General features: G+C 72.6%; 16 protein-coding genes. 8 read left to right on the forward strand and 8 right to left on the reverse strand.

Annotated features, from left to right (window positions below; translation table 11 throughout):
• The first annotated feature begins 32 nt into the window (after positions 1 to 32).
• From PIQ37_RS12290 to fabG, 3 genes are all read left to right on the forward strand, one after another.
• Entirely contained in the window at positions 33 to 2,390 is a 2,358-nt protein-coding gene (locus PIQ37_RS12290) for an MMPL family transporter (RefSeq protein WP_342073687.1), read from the forward strand.
• A gap of 4 nt (positions 2,391 to 2,394) precedes the next feature.
• Complete coding sequence (locus PIQ37_RS12295; protein ID WP_342073711.1) at positions 2,395 to 2,826, forward strand: phosphotransferase; 432 nt, start codon at positions 2,395 to 2,397, stop codon at positions 2,824 to 2,826.
• A gap of 348 nt (positions 2,827 to 3,174) precedes the next feature.
• Positions 3,175 to 3,912 carry a 3-oxoacyl-ACP reductase FabG gene (fabG, locus tag PIQ37_RS12300; RefSeq protein WP_342073688.1) on the forward strand — a complete coding sequence of 246 codons (738 nt, stop codon included), beginning with the start codon at positions 3,175 to 3,177 and terminating at the stop codon, positions 3,910 to 3,912.
• Between the two features lie 61 nt (positions 3,913 to 3,973).
• On the opposite strand, the gene PIQ37_RS12305 is transcribed toward fabG, so the two are convergent.
• The 5 genes from PIQ37_RS12305 to PIQ37_RS12325 form a co-directional block, all read right to left on the reverse strand.
• Positions 3,974 to 5,650, reverse strand: coding sequence for a tannase/feruloyl esterase family alpha/beta hydrolase (locus PIQ37_RS12305; protein WP_342073689.1), 1,677 nt, complete (start codon positions 5,648 to 5,650; stop codon positions 3,974 to 3,976).
• 209 nt (positions 5,651 to 5,859) lie between these two features.
• Positions 5,860 to 7,485, reverse strand: a complete 1,626-nt coding sequence (locus PIQ37_RS12310; RefSeq protein WP_342073690.1) for an NAD(P)/FAD-dependent oxidoreductase — start codon at positions 7,483 to 7,485, stop codon at positions 5,860 to 5,862.
• The gene (locus PIQ37_RS12315; RefSeq protein ID WP_342073691.1) at positions 7,482 to 8,303 is read right to left on the reverse strand and encodes a glycosyltransferase family 2 protein; all 822 of its coding nucleotides are present in this window, start codon (positions 8,301 to 8,303) and stop codon (positions 7,482 to 7,484) included. Before PIQ37_RS12315 ends, PIQ37_RS12310 begins: the two co-directional genes overlap by 4 nt.
• The gene (locus PIQ37_RS12320) at positions 8,300 to 9,076 is read right to left on the reverse strand and encodes a beta-ketoacyl synthase chain length factor (protein ID WP_342073712.1); all 777 of its coding nucleotides are present in this window, start codon (positions 9,074 to 9,076) and stop codon (positions 8,300 to 8,302) included. The genes PIQ37_RS12315 and PIQ37_RS12320 overlap by 4 nt, the downstream gene beginning before the upstream one ends.
• An 8-nt stretch (positions 9,077 to 9,084) precedes the next feature.
• Complete coding sequence (locus PIQ37_RS12325; protein WP_342073713.1) at positions 9,085 to 10,284, reverse strand: beta-ketoacyl-[acyl-carrier-protein] synthase family protein; 1,200 nt, start codon at positions 10,282 to 10,284, stop codon at positions 9,085 to 9,087.
• A 217-nt stretch (positions 10,285 to 10,501) separates the two neighbouring features.
• Here PIQ37_RS12325 and PIQ37_RS12330 point away from each other — a divergent pair, with 217 nt between their 5' ends.
• Entirely contained in the window at positions 10,502 to 10,762 is a 261-nt protein-coding gene (locus PIQ37_RS12330) for a YcgL domain-containing protein (protein WP_017909431.1), read from the forward strand.
• Complete coding sequence (locus PIQ37_RS12335) at positions 10,755 to 14,072, forward strand: ankyrin repeat domain-containing protein (RefSeq protein WP_342073692.1); 3,318 nt, start codon at positions 10,755 to 10,757, stop codon at positions 14,070 to 14,072. Before PIQ37_RS12330 ends, PIQ37_RS12335 begins: the two co-directional genes overlap by 8 nt.
• A gap of 302 nt (positions 14,073 to 14,374) precedes the next feature.
• Here PIQ37_RS12335 and PIQ37_RS12340 read toward each other — a convergent pair whose 3' ends face one another.
• Both PIQ37_RS12340 and PIQ37_RS12345 read right to left on the reverse strand, forming a co-directional pair.
• Positions 14,375 to 16,264, reverse strand: a complete 1,890-nt coding sequence (locus tag PIQ37_RS12340) for a S8 family serine peptidase (RefSeq protein WP_342073693.1) — start codon at positions 16,262 to 16,264, stop codon at positions 14,375 to 14,377.
• Positions 16,265 to 16,328: 64 nt separating this feature from the next.
• Positions 16,329 to 18,704: a YadA family autotransporter adhesin gene (locus PIQ37_RS12345; protein WP_342073694.1), complete on the reverse strand. Its 2,376-nt coding sequence runs from the start codon at positions 18,702 to 18,704 to the stop codon at positions 16,329 to 16,331.
• Between the two features lie 209 nt (positions 18,705 to 18,913).
• Between PIQ37_RS12345 and PIQ37_RS12350 the strand changes: the two genes are divergently transcribed.
• Positions 18,914 to 20,281, forward strand: a complete 1,368-nt coding sequence (locus PIQ37_RS12350) for a sensor histidine kinase (RefSeq protein WP_342073695.1) — start codon at positions 18,914 to 18,916, stop codon at positions 20,279 to 20,281.
• A 54-nt stretch (positions 20,282 to 20,335) separates the two neighbouring features.
• Here PIQ37_RS12350 and PIQ37_RS12355 read toward each other — a convergent pair whose 3' ends face one another.
• The gene (locus tag PIQ37_RS12355; protein ID WP_010341557.1) at positions 20,336 to 21,046 is read right to left on the reverse strand and encodes a response regulator transcription factor; all 711 of its coding nucleotides are present in this window, start codon (positions 21,044 to 21,046) and stop codon (positions 20,336 to 20,338) included.
• A gap of 121 nt (positions 21,047 to 21,167) precedes the next feature.
• Here PIQ37_RS12355 and PIQ37_RS12360 point away from each other — a divergent pair, with 121 nt between their 5' ends.
• The gene (locus PIQ37_RS12360) at positions 21,168 to 22,958 is read left to right on the forward strand and encodes a glycoside hydrolase family 15 protein (protein ID WP_342073696.1); all 1,791 of its coding nucleotides are present in this window, start codon (positions 21,168 to 21,170) and stop codon (positions 22,956 to 22,958) included.
• On the forward strand, positions 22,955 to 24,748 hold the full coding sequence (zwf, locus tag PIQ37_RS12365) for a glucose-6-phosphate dehydrogenase (RefSeq protein WP_342073697.1): 1,794 nt from the start codon (positions 22,955 to 22,957) through the stop codon (positions 24,746 to 24,748). Before PIQ37_RS12360 ends, zwf begins: the two co-directional genes overlap by 4 nt.
• Positions 24,749 to 25,160 lie beyond the last annotated feature (412 nt).

Consider the following 25,160-nt stretch of genomic DNA (forward strand, 5'->3'; position numbering starts at 1 on the left):
CGCGCGGTGCAGGCAGACGTGGGGACGCGGCGATGAAGCGTGCCCTCAGTTCGAAGATGCGCATCTCGCTGGCGCTGCTGTGGCTGGCGCTGCTGACCGTAGCCGGGATCTGGCTGGGCAATGCGCTGCAGGTGTCGGGGGACTTGCGCAAGTTCATGCCGGAAGCCCGCACTCCCGCGCAGAAACTCCTGCTCGACGAACTCGGCGAAGGCCCTGGCTCGCGGCTGCTGCTGATGTCGCTGTCCGGGGCCGATCCGGCCACGCTGGCCAAGCAATCACAGGCCCTGCATGCCGAACTGGCCGCGCAGCACGACGTGTTCGAACTGGTCGCCAACGGTGCCGATGCCGGCCTGGACGCGATCCCGCCGCGCCTGTTGCCGTACCGCTACCTGCTCAGCGACAGCTTCGACGCCAGACCGCTGGATGCGCCGACCCTGCGCGATGCGCTGCAGGCGCGGCTGCAGGACCTGGGTTCGCCGGCGGCGGCGATGGTAGAGCCGTTGCTGCCGCGCGATCCGACCCTGGAAGTGCTGCACCTGGCCGAGAGCCTGCAGCCGGCCGGCGGCCCGCAGCAGCGCGACGGTGTCTGGTTCGACCGCGCCGGCAAGGACGCGCTGCTGGTCGCGCAGACCCGTGCCGCCGGCTTCGACCCCACCGGCCAGCAACGCGCGGTCGATGCGATCCACGCCGCCTTCGCCAAGGTCAGCGCCGGCACCAGCAGCAAGCTGACCCTGACCGGTCCCGGCGCGTTCTCGGTGGAGATCGGCGGGCGCACCCAGAACGAGGCGCAATGGATCGGCACCCTGGATACGGTGGGGCTGATCGTGCTGCTGCTGGTCGCCTACCGTAGCTGGAAGATCCCGGTGCTGGGCGTGCTGCCGCTGGCCAGCGCCGGCCTGGCCGGGCTGGGCGCGGTGGCGCTGCTGTTCGATGGCGTGCACGGCATCACCGTGGCGTTCGGCTTCACCCTGATCGGCGTGGTCCAGGACTACCCGATCCATCTGTTCAGCCATCAGCGCCCGGGCCTGGATCCGCGCGAGAACGCGCGTCACCTGTGGCCGACGCTGGCCACCGGCGTGGTCTCCACCTGCATCGCCTACGTCACGTTCCTGTTCTCCGGCGTGGACGGCCTGCGCCAGTTGGCGGTGTTCACCATCGCCGGCCTGCTGGTGGCCGCGCTGACCACGCGCCTGCTGCTGCCGGCGCTGATCGATCCCTCGCCGCGCGACCATGCCGACTCGCCGATGCTGGAGCGGCTGTGGCGCGGCATCGCGCGGCTGCCGCGGCCGCGCTGGTCGCTGCTGCCGCTGGCCCTGCTGGCGGCCGCGGTCATCGTGTTCGCGCCGGGCCCGTTCTGGCAGAACGACCTGTCCAAGCTGACCCCGGTGCCGGCCGACGGCCTGGCCCGCGACGCGCACCTGCGCCAGGAACTGGGCGCGCCGGACGTGCGTTACGTGCTGGCGCTGCCGGCGGCCTCCGCCGATGCCGCGCTGGCCGCGTCCGAACGCCTGCGCCCACGCCTGGACGCGCTGGTGGCGCAGGGCGAACTGGCCGGCTACGACATGGCCGCGCGCTACCTGCCCAGCGCCGCCACCCAGCGCCGACGCCAGGCCGCCTTGCCCGATCCGGCGCAGGCGCAGGCGATCACCGCCGCCGCGGTCGCCGCCACGCCGTTCCGTGCCGACGCGTTCGCGCCGTTCCTGGCCGACCTGCAGGCCGCGCGCACGGCGCCGCTGCTGACCGCGCGCGCGCTGCGCGGCACGCCGCTGGCCACGCCCGTCGGCGGCCTGCTGCTGGAGCGTCCGGACCGCGCCACTGCGCTGGTGTCGCTGACTGGGCTGCGCGATCCGGCGCAGCTGGCGCGCGCGGTGCAGGGCAGCGGCGCGCAACTGCTGGACCTGAAGGACGCCTCCGAATCGCTGGTCGCCGCCTACCGCGGCCGCGTGCTCGCCGCGCTCGGCGTGGCCGCGGTGCTGCTGGCGCTGACCGTGGCGATCGCGCTGCGCACGCCGCGGCGGATCGTGCGCGTGCTGCTGCCGATGGCGCTGACCACGCTGCTGATCCTGGCGATCCTGCGCGGCTGTGGGGTCGAGCTGAACCTGTTCCACCTGATCGCGCTGATCCTGGCCGCCGGCCTGGGCCTGGACTATGCGCTGTTCTTCGACCACGCCGGCGACGACCGCGCCGATCAGTTGCGCACCCTGCATGCGCTGATCGTGTGCAGCCTGATGACCCTGCTGGTGTTCGCGCTGCTGGCTGCCTCGAGCATCCCGGTGCTGCGCGCGATCGGCAGCACCGTGGCGCTGGGCGTGCTGTTCAATTTCGTGCTGGCGCTGCTGATTTCGCGCGAGACCGCCAGCGACGTCCAGGAGAACCGCCATGCACACTGAGCCCTTGCACGGACGCGACGCCATCGCCGCCCTGGTCCCGCACCAGGGCCTGATGTGCCTGTGGGAAGAGGTGGCCGCCTGGGACGCGCAGCGCGTTCTGTTGCGCAGCGTCGCGCATCGCCAGGCCGCGCATCCGCTGCGCAGCGGCGGCCGGCTGCACGCGCTGCACCTGTGCGAGTACGGCGCGCAGGCGATGGCGGTGCATGGCGGCCTGCTCGGCCGTGCGGCCGGCACGCCGGTGCGGCCGGGCATGCTGGTGGCGCTGCGCGGGGTGCAGTTGCACGTCAGCGAACTGCAGGACCTGGCCGGGCCGATCGAAGGCGAGGCCGAGGTGCTGCTGCAGGCCGAGGACAGCCAGCAGTACGCCTTCCGCATCACCAATGCCGGGCAGTTGCTGGCTGAGGGCCGCGCGACGGTGATGCTGGGCGCGGCGTGACCGCGTAGGCGTCGACGGCCCTGCGTGCGCGGCGAGCGCAGCTTGCCGAGTATCCAAGACTGCAAGGCGTCGGGACTGAAGTCCCTCCAAAGTGCACCCGGGCAACGCAATGCAACTCCCTGTACCCGCATCGTGCATGCCGGGGCAACCGCTGGGCGAGGGCCGCGCCCCGGTAATGCCCATCGCGGCTGAAGCCGCTCCTACAAAAAGACGTCGCGTGGTGATCGGCGGTGCGTTTCAGCCGCGCCGCGTATTCCCTGCACGTCCTCGCGGCTGAAACCGCGCCTACGGGCGCGCGGGTGAACCGTTAGGATGACGGCCCATCTTCATTGCGACCGAGGATTCCCGATGTCTGCATCCCCCGCACCGCGCCGCGCCCTGGTCACCGGCGGCAGCGGCGATCTCGGTGGCGCGATCTGCCACGCCCTGGCCGCGCAGGGCCTGCACGTGATCGTGCACGCCAATGCCAACGTCGCGCGCGCCGTGGCGGTGGTGGAGGCGATCGTCGCCGCCGGTGGCAGCGCCGAGGCGGTGGCGTTCGACGTGGCCGACGCGCAGGCCAGCGCGCAGGCGCTGGCGACGCTGCTGGAGGCCGGCCCGATCCAGGTGCTGGTCAACAACGCCGGCATCCACGACGACGCGCCGATGGCGGGCATGAGCGCGGCGCAGTGGCACACGGTCATCGACGTCTCGCTGCACGGCTTCTTCCATGTCACCCAGCCGCTGCTGCTGCCGATGGCGCGCACGCGCTGGGGCCGCATCGTCAGCGTGTCCTCGGTGTCGGCGGTGCTGGGCAACCGCGGGCAGACCAACTACGCCGCGGCCAAGGCGGCGCTGCACGGCGCCAGCATGTCGCTGGCGCGGGAAATGGCCAGCCGCGGCATCAGCGTCAACGTGGTCGCGCCGGGCGTGATCCAGGGCGCAATGGCCGAGAGCGCGTTCCCGCCGGAGGCGATCAAGCAGATGGTCCCCGCCGGGCGCCCGGGCAAGCCGGAGGAAGTGGCGGCGCTGGTCGCGTTCCTGTGCTCGGACGCGGCCGCCTACATCAACGGCCAGGTCATCGGCATCAACGGCGGCATGGGCTGACCGCCTCGAAAGCGACGCGGCCGTTGCACCGCCACGCTGCCGGCGCAACGGTGGTCGGCCCTCAGCGGCAGACGAAGCTGGATGCCGCCTCCACGTCGCCGCCGACGTAGCGCGCCACCTGCGGATACGGACACAGCGGGCGGCTGCGCTGGCTGCTCCAGCTGGCCGGCACCTCGTTGTTGGGCGCGGCGCTGCCGCTGCCGCGTGCGCTGGCGACGATCGCGGCCGGCGCCTGGCCCTGCTCGACCCAGGCGACCAGCGGGGTCAGCGCGTCGAACTGGTCGGTGGCCGGTCCGCCGGCGCAATGGGCCATCGCCGGCACCGCGAACAGGCGTGCGTAGCTGGCGGCATCGGCATCGGCCGTGCGCAGGCGGTCGTACCAGGCCGCGGTATCGGCGAAGGAGAAGATGCCGTCGCCGGTGCCGTGGTAGATCAGCAGCTTGCCGCCGCGCTTCTTCAGCGTGGTCAGCTGGGTCTCGTTCGGCGGGGTCATGTACGCCCAGGCGGATTCGCCAAAGGCGCCGGACGTGGTGAAGATCTTCGGCGCGTCGCGATCCATGTCGAACTGCAGCGCGTAGCGCTTGAGGTCCTGCAGCACCGCCGGATCCTCCGGCGGGGTGACGAAGCCGAAGGCCACCGAGCCGGGCACCAGGGTCAGCGAGGCGTCCTGCCGCCAGCCGGCCCAGTCGCCGCTGGCGATGCCCGGGTCGTAGGGGAAGGGCGCGTACAGCGGCGTGCCGGCGCTGTTGCGCACGCCGGCGTGGATGGCGCCGAGCGCGCGCTTCTGCGCCGGGGTCAGGCATTGGCCGGTGCGCCCGGCACTGCCGCAGGTGGCGACGTCGCGGTTCAGGTCGAAGCGGCGCTGGCAGGCGAGCACGTCCTGCACCATGCCGTCGCGCACGCCGTCCAGCGCATCGCAGGTGGCGACGATGCGCTCGGCCACCAGGCTGCGCTCGGCGGCGGTCAGGCCGCTGCGCGTGTCGCTGCCGCCCGCCAGCGCCGCCAGTTGCTGGGCCGCGGCCAGGTCGGCGATCGCCGCCTTGGGCAGGTGGAACCCGGGGTCGCCGACCAGGATGCCGTCGTAGTCCTGCGCGTCGCGCGCGGCGGCGACCATGCCGTGGCGGCCGCCATTGGAGCAGCCGCCGAAGTAGCTGTAGTCCGGCGCCTTGCCGTAGGCGATCTGCACCACGCGCTTGGCCATCGGCGTCAGCGCCTGCACCGCCTGGTAGCCGTAGTCCAGGCGCGCCTGCGGATCGCGGCCGAACAGCGGGTTCTGCGCATTGCTGTGCCCGGCATCGGAACTGATGACCGCAAAGCCCATGCGCAGCGGGTTGTCGCGCTGGCCGCCGCCGCCGATGTCGCCGAGCGCGGGCACCACGTTGCCGTCCAGGCCGCCGTTGGCCTGGTAGAAGAAGCGCCCGTTCCATGCCGCCGGCAGGCGCATCTCGAAGCCGATCGCATAGGACTGGCCGTCCGCGCCGACGCGCTCGTGCATCAGCCCGGTGACCTGGCAGTGCGCGCCGATCGGCTGGCCGGCCACCTGCAGGGCGCCGGCGGCCACGCTGCGCACCGCGGTGAAGCGGGTGCCGGGATAGGCGAGCCGGCTCGCCAGCGCGTCGCACGACTGTTGCAGCGGTGCCGGCGAGGCCGGTGCGCGCGCGGTCGTCTGCGCATGTGCGGTGGAGGAGGCGGCGAGAGCGGCCAGCGGCAGGGCCAAGGCGAGCAGCGTGGAGCGCATGGAGTTCTCCTGGAGGACGCGCCGGGCGCGGCGGGCCTGTGTCGCGCCGGTGGCGGCAAGGCGTCAACCGTCGTGCGTGCGAAAACCCGAATGCGCGGGCGATATTCGCCCCATGTGACGCGTGCCGCGCAATTGCGCGCTCGCCCGGCGCCTCGCGGCGGGGAAGCGAAGCGCGCGTTGTTGCAGGGCGGCACGGCCCTGCGCGTGGATCAGGCGGCGTCCGCGTACCAGGCCGGCGACAGGACCGGCAGCGGCGTCGCCGCGTCGCGGCAGGCGTCCAGCAGGCCGTGGTCGGCCAGCGTGGGATGCTGCTGGCGGGCGCGTGCCAGGATCTCCCCGGCCAGTTCCGCCATGCGCGCGACATTGCCGTGCAGGCGGGCGACGAAGGCGGCATCGTCCAGCCGGTCGCTCAGGGCGCGGTTGAGTTCGTGGAACCAGCCGATCAGGTACTGGTCCAGCAGGCGCCCGTCGGCCACCGCCGCCGCCTGCGCGCGGTTGGCCGCGCCCCAGTCGCGCAGCAGCGCCTGCATGCCCAGGTTGAGCGCGCTGGCCTGCTGCAGCGCCGGGCGCAGCCGGCCCAGCACGGCCAGGTCGGCGATGCGGTCGGTGCAGTACAGCGGCGCCAGCAGCGACCAGTAGTAGGTGTAGTCCCAGATCACCTTGACCGGCATCACCTGGGCGTCGCCGAACAGCGGGTACTGGTCCTGGTAGAGGGTCAGGGTGTTCTCGTAGAACGAGAAATACAGCTGCTGATACAGCTCGGCGTAGGGCGCGATGTCGCGCCCGGCGCGCTCGCGCCCGATCAGTTCGCAGATGTAGGTGTTGCTGATCGCGATGAAGTCGCTGCCCGGCGAATAGAACGGGTCCAGGAACACGCCGGCCTCGCCGGTCAGCGCCCAGCGCTGCGCCGAGAACACCTGCTTGCAGCCGTAGGAGAAGTCGCGCAGGAACAGGAAATCCTGCACCGTGTGCTCGCTGCGCTCCAGCGTGCTGGCCACCTGCGGCTGGTGCGTGCGCAGCCAGTCCATCGCCTTGGCGTGGGTGTTCATGGTCTCCAGCGGATGCATCGCGGCATCGCAGACGATGCCCAGCGAATGCGCGCCGGAGGACAGCGGGATCAGCCAGAACCAGTAGCCGGGGCCGCACATGTGGTTGGTCGAACGCCAGCGGTCCGGCGGCGTGCAGCGCTGCAGCCAGGCGCTGTCCTGCGACCAGCCGTTGGGATCGACCAGCCCGTCCACCCGCCACCACACCGCATTGGCCTGGTGCGCGTTGTCCTGGGCCAGGCCGAGCTTGCGCTTGAGCAGGCCGGCACGGCCGCTGGCGTCGATCACCCAGCGCGCCTGCAGGCTGGCCTCGGCGCCGTCGCGGCTGTAGCGCACGCAGTGGTCGCCGTCGTCCTCGGCCAAATCGACGCCGCGCACCGTGCTGCCGTCGAGGAACTCCACGCCCATCTCGCGCGCGCGCTGCCCGAGGAAGTTCTCGAAGCGGCCGCGGTCGATCTGCCACGACGGGGTCGGCAGCAACTGGCTCACCCCCAGCTCGGTGCACTGGTCGATGTCGGCGCGCCCGTCGGAGAAGAAGAAGCGGAAGCCGAACTTGCGGATCTGTTCGGCATCCAGGTGGTCGCGCAGGCCCAGCACGTCGGCGAAGTAGTGCGCGCCGATTTCCACCGAGGATTCGCCGACCTTGAACGCGGCCTCGCGCACCGGGTGCGCGCGCCGTTCCAGCACGCGGATGCGCAGTTGCGGATCGCGCTGGCGCAATTGCAGCGCCAGGGTCAGTCCGGCCAGTCCGCCGCCCAGAATCGCCACATCCGCCTGCGCTGCCTTCATGTCGTCTTTTCCTTGGCGACGGCCAGGGGGGCCGTGTCGAGGGTGCCGTCGACGTCGTCGATCAGCACCGGATTGGCGCGGGTGCGCCGGTACTCGCGCACCACGTGGCCGTAGGTCCACACCTGCACGATCACGTGCGAGGTGATCTTCCACAGATCGCGCACCAGCCGGAAGTGGCTCTTGCGGAACGTGCCGGGGGTCTGGTTGGCGTAGCGGGTCTCGATCGGCACCGCCACCACCCGTGCGCCGACCTGGCGCGCGGCCGAGATCAGCAGCTGCGCCTCGAACACGAAACCTTCGCCGGGCACGTCGGGCAGGGTGTAGACCGACTGCGGGTACAGGCGCTGGCCGCTCTGGCTGTCGACCAGGCGGAAGCCGCAACCCCAGGCGATGCCCCAGTCGCCGAAATCGTTGCCGATGCGGCGGATCGGCGGCTGGCTGGCGCGCTTGCGCAGGCGCGCGCCGACGATCACGCAGCCGGGATGGCGGTTGGCCGCGGCCAGCAACCGCGGGAAGTCGGCGGCGCTGTGCTGGCCGTCGCCGTCCATGGTCATCACCGCGCGCGCACCCTGGCGCTGCGCCTCGGCGAAGCCGCTGCGCAACGCCGCGCCCTTGCCGCGGCGTTGCGGATGGCGCAGCAGAGTCACCGGCAGGTCGGCGATGCAGTCGCTGGTGCCGTCGTCGGAGCCGTCGTCGACCACGATCACCCGCGGGCAGTGCGCCAGCGCGTCGCTGACCACCTCGCGGATGCGCAGCCGTTCGTTGAGGGCCGGAATCAGGATCGCCGCGTCGGCGGCGCTCAGCGGCGTGCGGCTCATGCGCGCAGCTCCACCTGCAGGCAGCGGCCGCCACCGGCATCGAGTACGCAGCCGCTGCCGCCCAGCGCCAGCGCGTCGAACAGCGGCAGCATCGGCGCCATCGCGTTGCCCGCGGCATGCCGCGCCAGCGCGCCATCGCCGACCGGCGCGGTGCCGTCGCGCAGTTGCACCTGCAGCTGCGGCTTGCCGTCGCGCGCGCCGGCGCTGAGCACCAGCGCGCCGCCGAGCAGGCCCTCGCTGCGCGCGATCCGGCCCAGCGCGCCCACCGAGCGGCTGTCGTAGCCGACCAGCAGTACCGCCTCCTCGCCTGCGGCCAATTGCGACAGCGCTTCCAGCAGGCCCTGCGCGAAACTGCCGCTGTGCGCGCTGATCGCGGTCGCCGCGGCGGTGGCGCCGGCGCCGATCGTCCAGTAGCCGGCGGCGGCGTTGTGCACCGAGTTGTGGAACTTGGTCGGCGACACCGACAGCGGTTCGCTGGCCAGGGTGGTGCACATGTAGTCGGTGATCGCCAGGTCGCCGTGGGTGGAGGTGAACACCGACGACAGCGTGGCCGGATCGCGGCCGGCGTCCTGGCAGGCGGCCAGCGCCGCGTCCAGCGACACCGCCACCGTGTCCGGCGCGCGGCGGCGCTCGTTGGGCGCCAGCAGTTGCGGCGAGGGCCGCGCCGGCGTCTCCAGCAGCGCGCCGTCGCCGCGCGCGAAGGCCTGCGCGACCGCCCACCCGGGCAGGCCGGGCGCCCAGAACCCGATGCCTTCGATCGTGGCGCTCAGCATGGGCGTGCTCATGCGCGGCCGAACAGCAGCGAGCAATTGTTGCCGCCGAAGCCGAAGGAGTTGTTCATCGCGTAGCGGACCTGTGCATGGGCGGTGGCGAAGCGGATCTGCGGGCCGCAGGCGGGGTCGGGCAGTTCGCTGTTGAGGGTGCCGGGCAACAGGCCGTCGCGCAGCGCCAGCAGTGCGAACACCGACTCGACGATGCCGGCGGCGCCGAGCGTGTGCCCGGTCCAGGCCTTGGTCGAACTGGCGTGCAGGGTCGGCGGGAACAATGCCGCCACCGCGGCGGCCTCGACGCTGTCGTTGGCCGGGGTCGCGGTGCCGTGCAGGTTGAGATACCCGACCTCGGCCGGGTCCACGCCGGCGCGCTGCAGCGCGCCGCGCATCGCCAGGCCGGCGCCCAGCCCCTGCGGATGCGGCGCGGACATGTGGTGGGCGTCGCTGGATTCGCCGTAGCCGCACAGCAGCGCCTGCGCCGGCGGCGCGTCGGCGGCATCGGCGCGTTCCAGCAGCGCGTAGCCGCCGGCCTCGCCCAGCGACAGCCCGACCCGGCGCACGTCGAACGGCCGGCACGGTTCCGGCGACACCACCTGCAGCGAGTTGAAGCCGAACAGCACGCTGCCGCACAGCGTGTCCACGCCGCCGACCAGCGCCGCATCGACCACGCCGGCGGCGATCAGCCGCGCCGCCTGGGCGAACACCTTGGCGCTGGACGAGCAGGCGGTGGCAACGGTGATGCACGGGCCGCGCAGGCCGGTGGCGGCACGCACGAAATCGCCGAGCGAATGCGGGGTGTGCACGATCGGCCGGTCCAGGTCGGCGGGCATGCGCGGGCCGTCCGCGTCGTGCTCGAGCCGGGTGTAGGCCTCCTCGCTGGCGCCGATGCTGGAGGTGGAGGTGCCCATCACCACCGCCACCCGTTCGGCGCCGTGGCGTTGCGCCGCGGCGGCCACGGCGGCGGCCATGCCGTCCTGTTGCAGGGCGAGCCAGGCCAGGCGGTTGTTGCGGCATTCCCACGCGGCCAGGGGCTCCGGCAGCGCGGCGGTTTCCAGCGCGTCCACCCGGCCGATCCAGCATTCCAGCGGCTGCGGACCGAAGTCGTTGCGGCGCAGGCCGCTGCGGCCCTCGCGCAGCGCCGCGGCCTGGGCCTGCAGTCCGCTGCCGAGCGCGTTGGTCGCGGTGTAGGCGCGGATGGCCACCGGGGCCATGCGGGGCGACGGGGACGCTTCGGTCACGCGGTATTCCATACAAGGACAATCACCGCAGTATATCGACGCATCCGGTCATGCCGTGAAACACCGGCGACGCGAACGTGAATAGCGCCCGCGCCCGGATCCGTTCAGCGCAGGGCCGGCGTGCGCTTTCGCCGCTGGCGCATTTCCTCCACAATCGCTTGCCTTTCCACGCCAGGCGCACGCCACGGGCATGCAAGCCTACGTCTACAAAAGCCAACGCAAGCCGGACACCTATCTGTATCTCGCCGCCCGCGACGACTTCGGCCGTCTGCCGCCGGCGCTGCTGGCGTCGCTGCAGCCGCTGGCGTTCGTGCTCGAGGTGGCGTTGACCGCCGAACGCACGCTGGCCCGCGCCGATCCGGCCGCGGTGCGCGCCAACCTCGCCGGCTGCGGCTTCCATCTGCAATTGCCGCCGTCCCTGCCCGGCACCACCGATCGACACGATGACTGACTCTTTCCTCCGCGCGCGTGCGCCGATGCTCGCCGCCGCCCTGGGCGCGGTGCTGGCGCTGGCCGCCGGAATCGGCCCGCTGGCCGCCGCCCTGGGTGCATGGCTGGCGCAACCGGCGTTCGCGCTGGCGCTGTCCTGGCACCGTGGCAGCCGGCCGCGTCCGCGCGCCGCGCGCGAGCTGGTCGGCGCGGCGGCGCCGCTGCTGGTGCTGTGGGCCGGCGGCATGGCGCTGGTCGCGGTGCTGGTGGCCTGGCCGCTGGCGGCGCTGCACGACAGCGGCAGCCTGGCCGCCGCACTGGCGCTGAGCGTGGCCGCCAGTGCCGCGCTGCTCGGGCTGTGGCGGACCTGGCCGCTGTGGCACGGCAGCGATGCCGAGGGCGGCCCGCTGGGCGCGCGCTGGCATGCGCTGGCGCAGCAGGACGTGCAGGCCTGGCGCGGGCTGGCGGTGGCCGCGCTGGTGCTGGTGCTGGCCGGGCTCGGCGTGGTGATGGCCTGGCCGGGGCTGCTCGCCGAGGCCGCGCGCTGGCCGCTGGCGCTGGCCTATGCGCTGCTGTCGCCGCTGCTGCACGCCGGCCTGCAACGGGTGGCGCCGCCGCAGACGCTGACCCCGCCGGTGTCCTCCGCCGACCTGTTCGCCGAACTCAGCGCCACCGCCGCGCCGCGCGCGGACGAGCCGCCGCCGGCGCAGGACGAACTGCATGCGGCGCTGTACGACGCCGCCCGCGGTGGCCGCGTCGATCGCGCGCTGCAACTGCTGCAGGCCGGCGCCGATCCGCATGCGCTGCCCGCCGCCGAGTGGCGCGACCAGCGCAGCCTGCCGGTGCTGGCGGCGGTGCTGCCGGACCTGCGCCTGCTGCGCGAACTGATCGTGCGCGGGGTCGACGTCAATCGCCCGCACCTGGGCATGACCCCGCTGCTGGCCGCCACCCGCGACAGCTGGCATGGCCGCCCGGAGGCGGTGATGACCCTGCTCGCCAACGGCGCCGACCCGCGCGCCAGCGACGGCGACGGCAACACCCCGCTGCATCACGCCGCACGCAGCTCCGACCCGGGCGTGGCTGCGCTGCTGCGCGACGCCGCCGCCGAACTGGACGCGGCCAATCGCGACGGCCTGACCCCGCTGGCCGTGGCCTGCCAGGTCGGCAACTGGCGCATGGCCAAGTTCCTGCTCGAACGCGGCGCCAAGCCGGAGCCGGCCGAGGCCAGCCCGGTGCTGCTGGCCGCGGCCGGCACCGAGGAAGACGATCCGGCCGGCGTGCAATTGCTGCTCAAGCACAAGGCGCGGGTCGACGCGCGCGATCGCCAGCGCCGCAGCGCGCTGCACGAGGCGGCGCAGGCCGGCCACGTGGAGATCGTGCAGGCCCTGCTCGGCGCCGGCGCCAACCTGGAAGCGCGCGACGCGCTGGGCCGCACGCCGTGGCTGGAAGCCGCCCGCCACGGCCGCGTGGCGGTGCTGGAACGGCTGCTGCCGCACAAGCCGGACCTGGTTGCGGTCGATGCCGATGGCCGCAACGCGATCCTGCTGGCCTGCACCGCCGACCATGTCGCCCCCGGGCTGATCCGGCGCCTGCTGGAACTGGGCGTGGCGCCGGCGCAGCCGGACCAGAGCGGCCGCCGCGCCGTCGACCTCGCCGCCGAGGCCGGGCGCTGGGCGATCGTGTCCGCGCTGGACCCGGACTATCCGCTGCCGGCCGCGGTCAGCGACGGTCAGGGCGAGACCGGCCCGGCCGGACTGCCCGACCGGCCGCCGCTGGAACTGCTGCGCGAAGGCCTGCAACTGGGCCAGCCGCGCGACGGCCTGGCCGCGCTGGCGCGGCTGTGCGCGGCCGAGGAACTGGGCGCGCTGCTGCACGAGCCGCCGCTGGCGTTGAACGCGCAGGCGGTGGACTGGCTGCTGGCGCATGGCGCGGAGCCGGAGGTGCTCGATGCCTGCGGCGACACCCCGATGTTCGCGCTGCTCTCGCGCGGCGTGGAGGCGGTGCCCAGCCTGCAGGCGATGCTGCGCCACGGCGTGTCGCCGGCCGGCCGCGGCGGCCTGACCCGGCTGCTCGCCGCCTGCGCCCAGCACGATCACGCCTCGCGCGCGCTGGAACAGTTCGCCCTGGAACTGCTGGAGCGCGGCGCCGATCCGTTCGCGTCGTCGCCGGCTGGCGATCCGCCGCTGTCGCTGGCGGTGCGGCTGGGCTGGCTGCGGTTGCAGTTGCAGTTGCTCGAGCGCGGCGCCGACCGCGAAGCGCGCGACAGCCACGGCATGACCGCGCTGCACCTGGCCGCCGCGCTGGGCCGCGAGGCCTCCCTGAAACTGCTGATCCAGCAGGGCGCCTCGCCGGACGCGCGCGCCGCCGACGGCCAGACCCCACTCGGCGTGGCCCTGGCCAGCGGCCGCCGCGACCTGGCCGACTGGCTGGACTGGCGCACCTGGCCGCTGCCGCGGCGCCCGCTGCGCGAGGCCGACGTGCCGGCCGCGGCGATGGTCGGCGACGCCGAGGCGATCCGCCGCCTGATCGACCTCGGCCTGCCGGTGGATGCGGTGGACGCGCAGGGCTGCACCGCGTTGCTGCGCGCCGCCGGCGGCGGCCATGCCGAGGCGGTGAAACTGTTGCTCTCGCGCGGCGCCGATCTGCAGCACGCCGCGGCCAGCGGCGCCACGCCGCTGTCGGCGGCGGTGAGCATGCGCCAGACCGAGATCGTCGCGGCCTTGCTGCAGGCCGGGGCGCAGATCGAACACCGCCTGCCGGGCGGGGTCACCGTGCTGATGCTGGCCTGCGCACTGGGTCTGCCGGACATCGCCGCGCGGCTGCTGGCCGCCGGTGCCGACGTGCATGCCGGCGATGCCCAGCAACTGGCGCCGCTGCATTGCGCCGCGCTGTACGGCTTCACCGCGCGCGACAAGTCGCGCCTGCTGGCCCTGCTGGACACGCTGCTGCTGGCCGGCGCCGAGGCCGACCGCGGTTCCGCCGGCGGGGTCACGCCGTTGCTGTTGCTGCTGGGCGCGCGCGCCGAACCGGGCACGGCCTGCGAGGAGCCGGTGGTGCTGGCCGGCGTCGAGCGCCTGCTCGACGAGGAGGTCAGCCTGGAGGTGCAGGATCCGCGTGGCTTCGGCCCGCTGCACCTGGCCGCGCTGCACGGCCTGCCGCTGCTGGTGCAGCGCCTGCTGCGCGCCGGCGCCGATCCGGAACTGCGCGATACCTTGAACCGCACCCCGCGCGAGATCGCGGTGATGCGCGGCTTCGTCGACGTCGCCGGGCAGTTCCAGCCGGCGCTGCCGGGGGTGTCGTCGATGGCGCGGTTCCTGCGCGAAAGCCGCTAGCGATCTTCCTTCTCCCACCGGGAGAAGGTGGCCGTAGGGCCGGATGAGGGTAGGGCGCAGCCCCGCCTCGCCCAGTGCGCCACGCCTCGTGCCGCACCCTCACCCCAACCCCTCTCCCGGTGGGAGAGGGGCTTGCGGCATCGCGCGGCATCGCGGTACGCCGCAGCGCCCAAGAAAATGCCCGCCGGAGGGCGGGCGAATTTCGTCATGGCGGGCACGTCGCTGCTTTCGGATGCGCGGCGGGAGGGTCTCCTCCCGCGCACGCCGCGCGGCGGCGAACGGCGCCGCCGCGCGATAGGGCCTTACTGCCGGCCGACCACGGTCAGGCCGCTGTAGCTGCCGCTCAGGCGCACGTAGTATGTCGTGGCGCTGGACGGGGTGAGGCGGACCGTCTGGGTGGTGGTGCCGGGGCGGGTGGAGCGGGCGTCGGCGCTGCTGCTGGTCGGCACCTTGCCGGCCGACACGTACATCGCCACGTTGCCGGTGCCGCCGAAGGTCATGAAGCTGACCGTGCTCCCGGCCGCGGCCTGGAAGCTGTACAGCGCGTCGCCGCCCTGGCTGCTGAGGCCGCGCATCTCGACCTTGTTGGTCATCGTCTTGGTCGGCGGCACGCAGCTGCTGTCCGACGGATCGCACGGCGGGTTGGTGACCATCTGCAGCAGCATGTCCACGTCCAGGATGCCGGCGCCGATCGGCGTGGTGCTGGCGATCGCCACCGGGAACGGCCGCGCACTGGCGCGCAGCAGCTCGCGCATGCCGGTCCAGGTGAACGGGGTCTTGGCGATGCTCTGCGCCATCGCCACCGCCGCGGCCACGTGCGGGGAGGCCATCGAGGTGCCGGCCATGCCGCCGATCTGCCAGTCGCCGGTCGGGCTCTGCGTGCCGCCGTTGATCACCTGGAAGATGTAGCCGCCGGGGTTGCCGTCGACGTCGCCGCCGCCGCCCGGCGCGGCGAGGTCCACGCGGGTGCCGTAGTTGGAGTAGCTGGCGCGGCCGCCGTTGATGCGCGAGGCGCCGACGCTGATGACGCCCCTGCACGAGGACATGGTGTAGGTGCCGGCATCGGCGTTGGAGTTGCCGGCGGCGACGACGATGATGGTGCCCTTGGCGTTGATCTTGTCGATCGCGTCCTGGTAGAGCTGCGGGCAGCTGTCCGGGGCGCTGCTGCCCAGGCTCATGTTGATCACCTCGGCCGGGTTCGGGTTGGTCGGCAGGCCGTCCACCGGCAGGCCGGCGGCCCACAGCATGCCGTCGGCGATGTCGCTGCCGAAGCCGCCGCAGGAGCCGAGCACGCGCACCGGCAGGATCTTGGCGTCGTAGGCCAGGCCGGCGGTGGCCAGGTTGTTGTTGGTGACCTGGGCGATCGTGCCGGAGACGTGGCTGCCGTGCCAGGAGCTGTTTTCCGGCGCATTGCCGCTGGCGCCCAGCGGGACGCAGTAGTCGGCCTCCACCCAGTCGCCCAGGTCGTCGCCGCCGGGCACGCGGCCATCGGTGGCGCGGCGCGAGACGCGGTGGTCGGTGATCATGTCGTAGCCCGGCAGCACGTTGGCGGCCAGGTCGGGGTTGTTCTTGACCACGCCGGTGTCGACCACCGCCACCACCACGCCCTTGCCGGTGGAGCGGGTCCAGCCCTGCTCGGCGTTGACCCCGCCGACCGCGTTGTTGAAGTTCCACTGCAGCTTGGCGTAGGCCGGATCGTTGGGGGTGGTGGAGGCGGCGGCCGCGGCGACGGCCGGCCCGCGCACGCTGGCCTCGTCCAGGCGCTGGTACAGGCGGTCGACCTGTACCGACACCACCGACGGGTCGGCCTTCAGTTCGTTGATGAAGGCGGTGCGCTCGCTGTCGCTGAGGTGGCGCGAGGTCTGCACCACGTGCCAGCCCGGCACCGCCATGTCGCGCAGCACCTTGGCGCTGACCGCGCTGCGCAGGGTCAGGCCATTGCTGCCGATCTGGGCGCGCTGCATGCCGCTGCGCGCCACCGCGCTGCTCAGGGTGGTGGCGAGCATGCTGCGTGCCTGGGTGCCGCCATCGCGGGTCTTGACGATGAAGCGCTGGCCCAGGTCGTTGGCGCTGGCCGATTGCGGCACCGGGCCCTGCACGCCGCCCAGGGGGATGGTGGGAGTGGCCGCCTGCGCGCCACCGGCGAACAGGACGGCGGCGAGGGCGGCGGCGAGGGTGTTGGAAGACATCATCTGCGGATCCTGGAAGAGAGAGGAAAGAAGGAGAAACCCGCGGCGCTCGCGGCGCCGCGGTACGTCACAGATCGATACCCACGCCGATGCCGGCCGAGGACTCGCCGTTGCTGAAGGCGCCCCCCAGGCTGAACGAGGCGCGCTCGCCGAGCTTGCGGGCGTAGCCGATCGACAGCGCCTGCTGCCCGCCCTGGAAGCCGGCACCGACCGATACGCGCCCGCGCGGGCTCTGCGTGCCGGCGGCGTTGACCGCCATGTTGAGCATCGCCGCGCTCATCGCGCCGAGCTTGTCCATGCGCCGGTCCATGCCGTCCAGGCGATGCTCGGTGTCGGTGCGCAACTGGTTGAAGCTGTCGTCCAGCGCGGTGATGCGGGTGTTGGTGTAGGCGTTGGCGCTGCTCAGGGTGGCGTTGTTGCCGGCGCGCATCTGCGCCACGTTGACCGCGTCGGTGTCGGCGCTGCCGGCGGCGACGTTGGCGACCTGGCGCTCGTTGCCGGCGCTGCCCACCGAGACCGTGTTGGCGCGGTTGGCGACCGAGCCCTGGCCCAGCGCCACCGCGTTGGCGGCGCTGGCGGAGGCGCCCTGGCCGAGCGCGGTGGCCGAGGCGGCCGACGCATTGGCGCTCTCGCCGAGCGCGACCGCATTGGTCGCCACCGCGGCGACGCGGGCGTTGGCGCCGACCGCGGTGCTGCCGTCGGCATTGACCGTGGCGTTGCCGCCGATGGCGGTGTCGTTGGGGCCATAGGCCAGCGCCTGCGCGCCCATCGCCAGGCCGTTGTTGCCGTTGGCGGTGGCCCCGGAACCCACGGCCACGGCATTGGTGCCGGCGCCGGTGCTGGGCGCGCTCGCCGCACCGTCGCCGCCGCCGACGCTGATGCCGCCGGAACCGCCGATGGTGTTCAGGCGGTTGCCGAAGCCGGTCAGGGCGGTGTCGAGCGCGCCCATCGCCGAGCCCAGGTCGGTGTAGTGGCTGCCCTGCACCAGGTAATTGCCGCCGATCAGGGTGCCGTTGGCGTCGACCACGCTGCCGGCGCCGAACGCGGCGGCGACGTTGCGCAGCTGCGCCAGGTTGACCGCGTCGGTGTCCATGGTGCCGGCGGCCAGGTTGGTGAGCTGGCGCTCGGCGCCCGCCGCGCCGATGGACACGGTGTTGTCGCGTTCGGCGACCGAGCCGGCGCCCAGCGCCACGCTGTTGTTGGTGATGGTCGTTTGGCCGTTGACGAACTGCGAGTTGCCGACGCGGGCGCCGGGGCCGATCGCGATCGAATGGTCACCGAACACGTCCGCGCCGGTGCCCACCGCGATGCTGTCGTAGAACAGCACCGGGGTCTCGCGGAAGAACTCGCCGTTCCACACCATGCCCCCGCCCAGGGCCAGGCTGCGGGTGCCGCCGGCCCAGGAACCGTTGCCGAGCGCGGTGGCGCCGACGCCGCCGGCGAACGCCGCCGGGCCGACCGCGGTGCCGTCGTCGCTCTGCGCGAACGCGCTGGGGCCCATGGCCACGCTGTGGGTGCCCCAGGCGCGTGCGCCATTGCCGAAGGCGGTGGCCCATTCGGCGGTGGCCTGGCTCTGCGCGCCCACTGCCACGGCGGCGTACTGGTTGGCCAGCGAGCTGGAGCCCACGGCCACGGTGCGGTTCGCACTGGCCTCGGCCAGCGCGCCGACCGCGGTGGAACTGTAGGCGGTGGCCAGCGCGCCGCCGCCCAGCGCGGTGGACAGCGGACCGGTGGCTTGGGTGGCCTGCAACTGCATCCCTTCCGCGCTCAAGCCGTCTTCGCCTATGTCGACGATGCCGCCGACGGCGACGCTGGAACGGTCGCTGGCGATCGCGCCGGCGCCGGCGGCCACGTTGAACTTGCCGCTGGCCTGGGCGCCGGCGCCCAGCGCGGTGGCGGCCATGCCGGTGGCGGAGGTCTGCTGCAGGATCTTCACGCCGCCGGACAGGTACGAGTAGTCCACGTCGAGCATGCCGCCGACGGCGGTGGTGGAGATCTCGGTGGCCAGGCTGTTGTGGCCCACCGCCAGCGCGTGGTCGGCATAGCCGACCGCACCGCCACCCAGCGCCATGGCGCCGGTGCCGACCGCCGAGGCGGCCTCGCCGGCGGCCAGCGCTTCGTCGCCTTCGGCGTCGGCGCCGGCATTGCTGTTGGCGCTGCCGGTGGCCTTGAAGTAGACGCTGGGGTCGTAGGTGGTCGCGGCCGGGGTCGCGTTGGCGTTGGCGTTGGCGTCGGTGCCGGTGCCGGTGCCGGTGCCGGTGGTGGCGGGCTGGGCGGGCTGGGCGGGCGCGGTGGTCGTCGCGGTGGTGGCGGTCGTAGCGGAGGGGGTCTGTGCCATGGCCGTCGATGCCAGGCACAGCGCGCAGGCCAGGGCCAGGGTGCTGTAGGCGCGGGGAATCGGATGACGGGCGGCGGTGCCAAGGGGGGAAGTACAATCGTTCATGGCGATCTCGGGCTGGGAAACGGCAGGCAGAAGGCGACGTCGGCGGCGCGTGTGCGCCTCCGTATCGGTCAGGAGTGGTCTGGATGTCGCGCCGTCGTCCCCGGGCGCGTTCCGTCATGTGAACTTAGGCCCGCCGTCACCGGCTTGTCACCCGCAAGTTCTCGCATGATCATCACAGGATTCTCACTGAACGGGCTGGGCACGGCGGCATGAAGGCGTTCTGGAACTGGCTGGGCCGCGCGCCGCTGCTGGACGAGGTGGACCGGCGCAACGCGCGGGTGATCCAGTTGCTGCTGCTGTTCCTGGCGGTGACCATTCCCGCCACGCTGGCGATCGCGCTGGTGCTGGCCTGGCCGCAGTTGCGCGGGCAGCCGCTGCAGCCCGGCCTGATCATCTCGTTGACCATGAGCCTGCTGATCGGGGTATGTGCGGCGATCGGCTTCGTGCGCGTGCGCCATGGCGCCCTGCGCGGCGGCGTGCGGCTGCTGCTCGGGGCGATGCTCGGCTCGTTGCTGGTCAACGCCGCCATCCACGGCTTCCAGCGGCAATTGCCGGACCAGTTGGCGCAGTTGCTGGCGCTGATCCTGGCCGGACTGGTGCTTGGGCGCCGCGCGCTGTGGGTGACCTTCGCCGTCTTGCTGCTGATGCTCGGTGTCGGCGTTGGCCGCGATGCGCTGGAAGAACTGGCCGGCGCCCCGGCGCAGGCGCTCTTCAACGTGCTGCCGGTGTTGTTCAGTTACTTGCTGGTGGCGCTGCTGCTGGACCGCACCACCGAGGCGCTGCGCGAAAGCCTGCGCGAGTCCAATGCGCGCGGCCAGCGCCTGCAGCAGGAAATGCAGGAGCGCGAACGCGCACAGGCCCAACTGATCCACGCGCAGAAGCGCGAGATCACCGAGCGCATGGCCAGCGGCCTGGCCCACGACTTCAACAACATCCTGGCGGTGATGTCCGGCTTCGCCGCCACGCGCCACGAAGACGACCTGGTCAGCGACGCGCAACGCATCGCGCAACTGGAAGACAGCCTGGCGGCGGTGGAGGCATCGGCCGAACGCGGCATGACCATCGTGCGCCGGCTGCTGCGCTTCAGCCGTCGCGATGCCGAGCATGTCGAACGCTTCGACGCCGCGGCCGCGGTGGAGGCCTTGCAGCCGATGCTGCGGCAGTTGCTGGAAGCGCGGATCGTGCTGCGCTGTTCGCTACCGGCGGCGCCGGCACCGATCCGCTTCGAGCGCAGCCAGTTCGACCTGATGCTGCTGAACCTGGCGTCCAACAGCCGCGACGCGATCGCCGACCGCGGCCATTTCGACATCGCCGTCTCCAGCGAGGACGACGGCACCGTCATCGAGGTCGCCGACGACGGCCACGGCATGCCGGCGGAGGTGGCCGCGCAGGTGTTCGAGCCGTTCTACAGCACCAAGCCCGCCGACAGCGGCACCGGCCTGGGCCTGGCGGTGGTGCGCGACCTGGTGGTGCGCGCCGGTGGCCGGATCCAGGTGCACAGCACGGTGGGCGTGGGCACGCGCTTCCGCATCGTGTTGCCGCATGCCGATGCGGTGCCGGCCGCGGTGCCGGCGTAGGCCTGGCCTGCCGCGGCGGCCCGCGCCACGCGGCGCGCGCTGGCGCGGGGCGGATCAGCCGGCAGGATCGAGGATGTAGCCCTTGCCGTGCACCGCGGCCAGCGGCAGCGGTTCGCCGCAGCGGCGCTGCACCTTGCTGCGCAGGCGGTGCACCATCGAATCCAGGCGGTGCGCGTCGAAGTCGTAGACGCGGTCGGTGAGGGCGGCGATCAACGCCTCGCGCGCCACCAGCAGGCCCGGTTGCTCGAGCAGGCGCAGGCACAGGCGGCGTTCGCTGCCGGTCAGCGCGGCGGCGGCGCCGGACGGCGACAGCAGGCACCAGCCGTCTTCGCTCATCTGCCAGCGCCCGCGCGCCGGCGCCGCCGGCGGACGCCCGCTCACGCGCCGCGCCAGGCTGTGCAGGGTCGCGGCCAGCAGGTCGATTTCCACCGGCTTGGACAGGTAGGCATCGGCGCCGCCGGTCAGGCCGCGGATGCGGTCTTCGGTCTGGCCCAGGCTGGTCAGCATGACGATGCCGAGGTCCGGGTACTGCTGCCGCAGCGCGCCGGCCAGGGTGAAGCCATCGGTATCGGGCAGGCCGACATCCAGCACCACGATCTCGGCGCCCTCGCGCTGTACCCGCTGCTGCAGTTCGGCGCCGGTGCCGCAGCCGTCGGCGGCGAAACCGAAGCGACGCAGGCCCGGTACCAGGATGCGATCGCGCAGTATCGGATCGTCCTCCAGGACCAGAGTGCGCAGGGCGGCGGCAGCGGGATCGGAAGTCATGCGCAGCCGCAGTGTAGCCGTAGCCGCGCGCTTGCGCGCGCCTGAACGGCGTGCCGCGGCGATTACGCGACGCAAACACCGGCGCTGGCAGACTCGCCGCTCCTCCGTCCCGGCGCCGACGATGGCCTCGCGAATCGAAGACTACGCCATGCTCGGCAACTGCCGCAGCGCGGCCCTGGTGGACCGTTGCGGCTCGATCGATTGGCTGTGTCTGCCACGCTTCGATTCCGATGCCCTGTTCGCCGCCCTGCTCGGCGAGCCCGACCACGGCCGCTGGGCGATCGCGCCGCAGGGCGCCTTCACCAGCACTCGCGCCTACCGCAACGGCAGCCTGGTGCTGGAGACGCGCTTCGAGACCGAGACCGGGACGGTGGCGCTGCTGGATTTCATGGTCGCCAGCCATGACGAGGTGCTGCACAACCACGTGGTGCGGATCGTGCGTGGCCTGGACGGCAAGGTGCCGCTGCGCATGCAACTGCAGTTGCGCTTCAACTACGGCCGCACCATCCCCTGGGTATCGCAGATCGACGGCGGCCTGCAGGCGGTGGCCGGGCCGGACCAGATCGCGTTGCGCAGCCCGCAGGCCATGCACGGCCACGGTTTCGCCACCGAGGCCGAGTTCGTGTTGGAGGCCGGCGAGAGCACCTGGTTCGTGCTCAGCCACGGCGCCTCGCACCTGGAACTGCCGCCGCTGCTGGCGCCGGAACAGGCGCTGGCGCAGACCGAGGCGTTCTGGCACGGCTGGTCGCACCGCTGCCTGCATGCCGGCCCGTGGACCGAGGCGGTGCGGCGTTCGCTGGTGGTGCTGAAGGGCCTGAGCTATCTGCCCACCGGCGCGATCGTCGCCGCGCCGACCACCTCGCTGCCCGAGCGCCTGGGCGGCGAGCGCAACTGGGACTACCGCTTCTGCTGGCTGCGCGATGCGGTGTTCACCCTGACCGCATTGCGCTCGGCCGGCTATTTCGACGAGGCCGCCGCGTTCCATGGCTGGCTGCAGCGCACGGTGGCCGGGTCGCCGGACCAGTTGCAGGCGCTGTACGGCATCGGCGGCGAACGGCGCATGTCCGAATGGCAGGTGGACTGGCTGCCCGGCTACGAAGGCGCCTCGCCGGTGCGCGTGGGCAATGCCGCGGTCGGCCAGTTCCAGCTCGACGTCTATGGCGAGGTGATCGCCGCGTTCCACCGCGGCCACCACGAGGGCATGGCCTCGGCGGTGCATGGCCGCTCGCTGGCGCGGCAACTGCTCGAGGAGCTGGAGCAGCGCTGGCGCGAACCGGACGAGGGCATCTGGGAAATTCGCGACAAGCGCCAGCACTTCGTGCATTCCAAGGTGATGGCGTGGCTGGCGTTCGACTGCGGCGCGCGCGACGGCGTCACCGACGCCGACGCCGCGCAACGCGCGCACTGGCGCGCGCTGGCCGACGAGATCCATGCGCAGGTGCTGGCGCAGGGCGTGCACCGCGACGGCTACTTCGTGCAGAGCTACGGCAGCGAGCGGCTGGATGCGGCGACCCTGCTGATCCCGCTGGTCGGCTTCCTGCCGCCGGACGATCCGCGCGTGGCCGCCACCGCCGATGCCATCGCCGAACACCTGAGCATCGATGGCCTGGTCGAGCGCTACCGCGCCGACGACGCCAGCGGCGACGGCCTGCCGGCCGGCGAGGGCACCTTCATCGCCTGCAGCTTCTGGCTGGTGGAGAACTACACGCTGCTCGGCCGCCGCGAACAGGCGCGCACCCTGTTCGAGCGTCTGCTCGGGCTGTGCAACGACGTCGGCCTGCTGGCCGAGGAGTACGACCCGCGCAGCGGCCGCATGCTCGGCAATTTCCCGCAGGGCTATTCGCACGTGGCGCTGGTCCACGCGGCGCTGCGCCTGCATGGCTTGATCGGCGAACAGGACACCCATCCATGAGCGATGCTTCCCAGACCACTCCTCCCTGCCTGATCGTGGTGTTCGGCGCCCGCGGCGACCTGACCCGGCGCCTGGTGCTGCCGGCGCTGTACAACCTGCGCCACAGCGGTGCGCTGCCCGAGGAATTCGCGGTGATCGGCGTGGACCACGGCGCGGTCAGCGAAGTGGCGTGGCGGCGCATGCTCGGCGATGCGATGCGCGGGCTGATGGCCGACCGCGACGCGGAGTTCAAGGCTGATGGCCTGGACGAGGAGGTGTGGGGCTGGCTGCGTTCGCGCCTGCACTACCTGCGCGGCGACTTCAACGATGCCGGCACCTATCGCAGCCTGGGCGCGCTGCTGGAGAAGATCGGCGCGCAGTACCGCACCGGCGGCAACGTGCTGTTCTACCTGGCCACCGCGGCGCGTTTCTTTGCCCCGGTGATCGAGCAGCTGGGCGCGGCCGGCCTGGTCAAGCAGAGCGCCAACGGCGGCTGGCGCCGGGTGATCGTGGAGAAGCCGTTCGGCCACGACCTGCAGAGCGCGCGCGAGCTCAACGCCATCGTCGGCCGCGTGCTCGACGAGGACCAGGTGTTCCGCATCGACCATTTCCTCGGCAAGGAAACGGTGCAGAACATCCTCGCCTTCCGCTTCGCCAACGGCCTGTTCGAGCCGGTGTGGAACCGCGACCGCATCGACCACGTGCAGATCACCGCGGCCGAGACCATCGGCGTGGAAGGCCGCGGCGGTTTCTACGACCCCACCGGCTGCCTGCGCGACATGGTGCCCAACCACCTGTTCCAGTTGCTGGCGATGATCGCCATGGAACCGCCGGCCGCGTTCACCCCGGCGGCGATGCTGCGCCGGCGCGCCGAGGTGATCGAGGCGGTGCGGCCGCTGAGTCCGGCCGACGTGGTCCGTGGCCAGTACGCGGCGGGCGCGATCGGCCGCAACGCGGTGCCGGGCTACCGCGAGGAAGACACGGTGCCGCCGGATTCCAACACCGAGACCTATGTGGCGATGAAGCTGCAGGTCGACACCTGGCGCTGGGCCGGCGTGCCGTTCTACCTGCGCACCGGCAAGCGCCTGCGCGAGCGCACCACCGAGATCGCGATCCGCTTCAAGCCGGCGCCGCTGGCGCCGCTGCGCAGCGCCGAGATCGGCGGCTACGGCCCGGACTGGCTGGTGCTGCACATCCAGCCCGACGAGGGCATCTCGCTGCAGTTCGACGTCAAGCGCCCGGGCGCGCGGGTCAGCCTGGCGCCGGTGCGCATGGACTTCCGCTACCGCGACTGGTTCCCCAAGGAATACACGGTGGGCTACGAACGCCTGCTGCAGGACTGCATGCACGGCGAGGCCGGCTTGTTCCAGGACGCGACCATGGTCGAGGCGGCCTGGACCATCGTGCAGCCGATCCTCGACGCCTGGCAGACCTCGGCCGACGAGACCCCGCAGTACCCGGCCGGCAGTGCCGGCCCGGCCGCGGCCGATGCGCTGCTGGCGCTCAACGGCGGCCACACCTGGCGCACCCTGACCGCCGGGCGCCGTCCGCCGCCGCGGCGCCCGCCGGAAGCCACCGCCACCACCGAGACCCGGCCGGTGACGCCGGCGCCGAAGCGTGGCGGGGCCAAGGCGGGCGATGCCTCGGCTTCGGCGAAGCCAGGCAAGTCGACAAAGCGCAAGACTGCCCCGGCGCCGGCGAAGACGCCGGCGGCGAAGAAGGTCGCCAAGAAGGCCGCGAAGAAAGTCGCGAAGAAAACCGTCAAGCGTGCGGCCAGCGGCACCGCGAAGCGTCCCGCGCGCAAACGCTGAGCGCTGCCCCGGGCGCTGGCGTGAGCGCGCCAGTGCTCGGGGAGATGCCTCCATGAAAAGGCGGGCGGATGCATGGCGGCTGGATCCAGCAGTCGGGGCTGAAGCCCCTCCCACAATGGACAGCGAGTGCGCCCGCCATCAGCCTTCGTGTCGGCATGCCAGTGCCCACTTCCGTCGTCCCTATCATCGCCGCCCAGCGGCTGCGTCACCGCGGCGGAAGCCGTCGAATTCCCTCGTAGGAGCGGCTTCAGCCGCGACGGGCATTCCCGGTGATGCCTGTCGCGGCTGAAGCCGCTCCTACAATCGCGGAGATACATCGTGCCGAGCCGCGGCAATGACGCGTTGTTAGAGGTGCCCTTCACGTGCACCACGCTGTAGTCGGTGCGCTGCTGGGCGATTAGTCAGTATCCAA

The sequence above is a fragment of the Xanthomonas protegens genome (assembly GCF_038442435.1).
GTDB lineage: Bacteria > Pseudomonadota > Gammaproteobacteria > Xanthomonadales > Xanthomonadaceae > Xanthomonas_A > Xanthomonas_A sontii.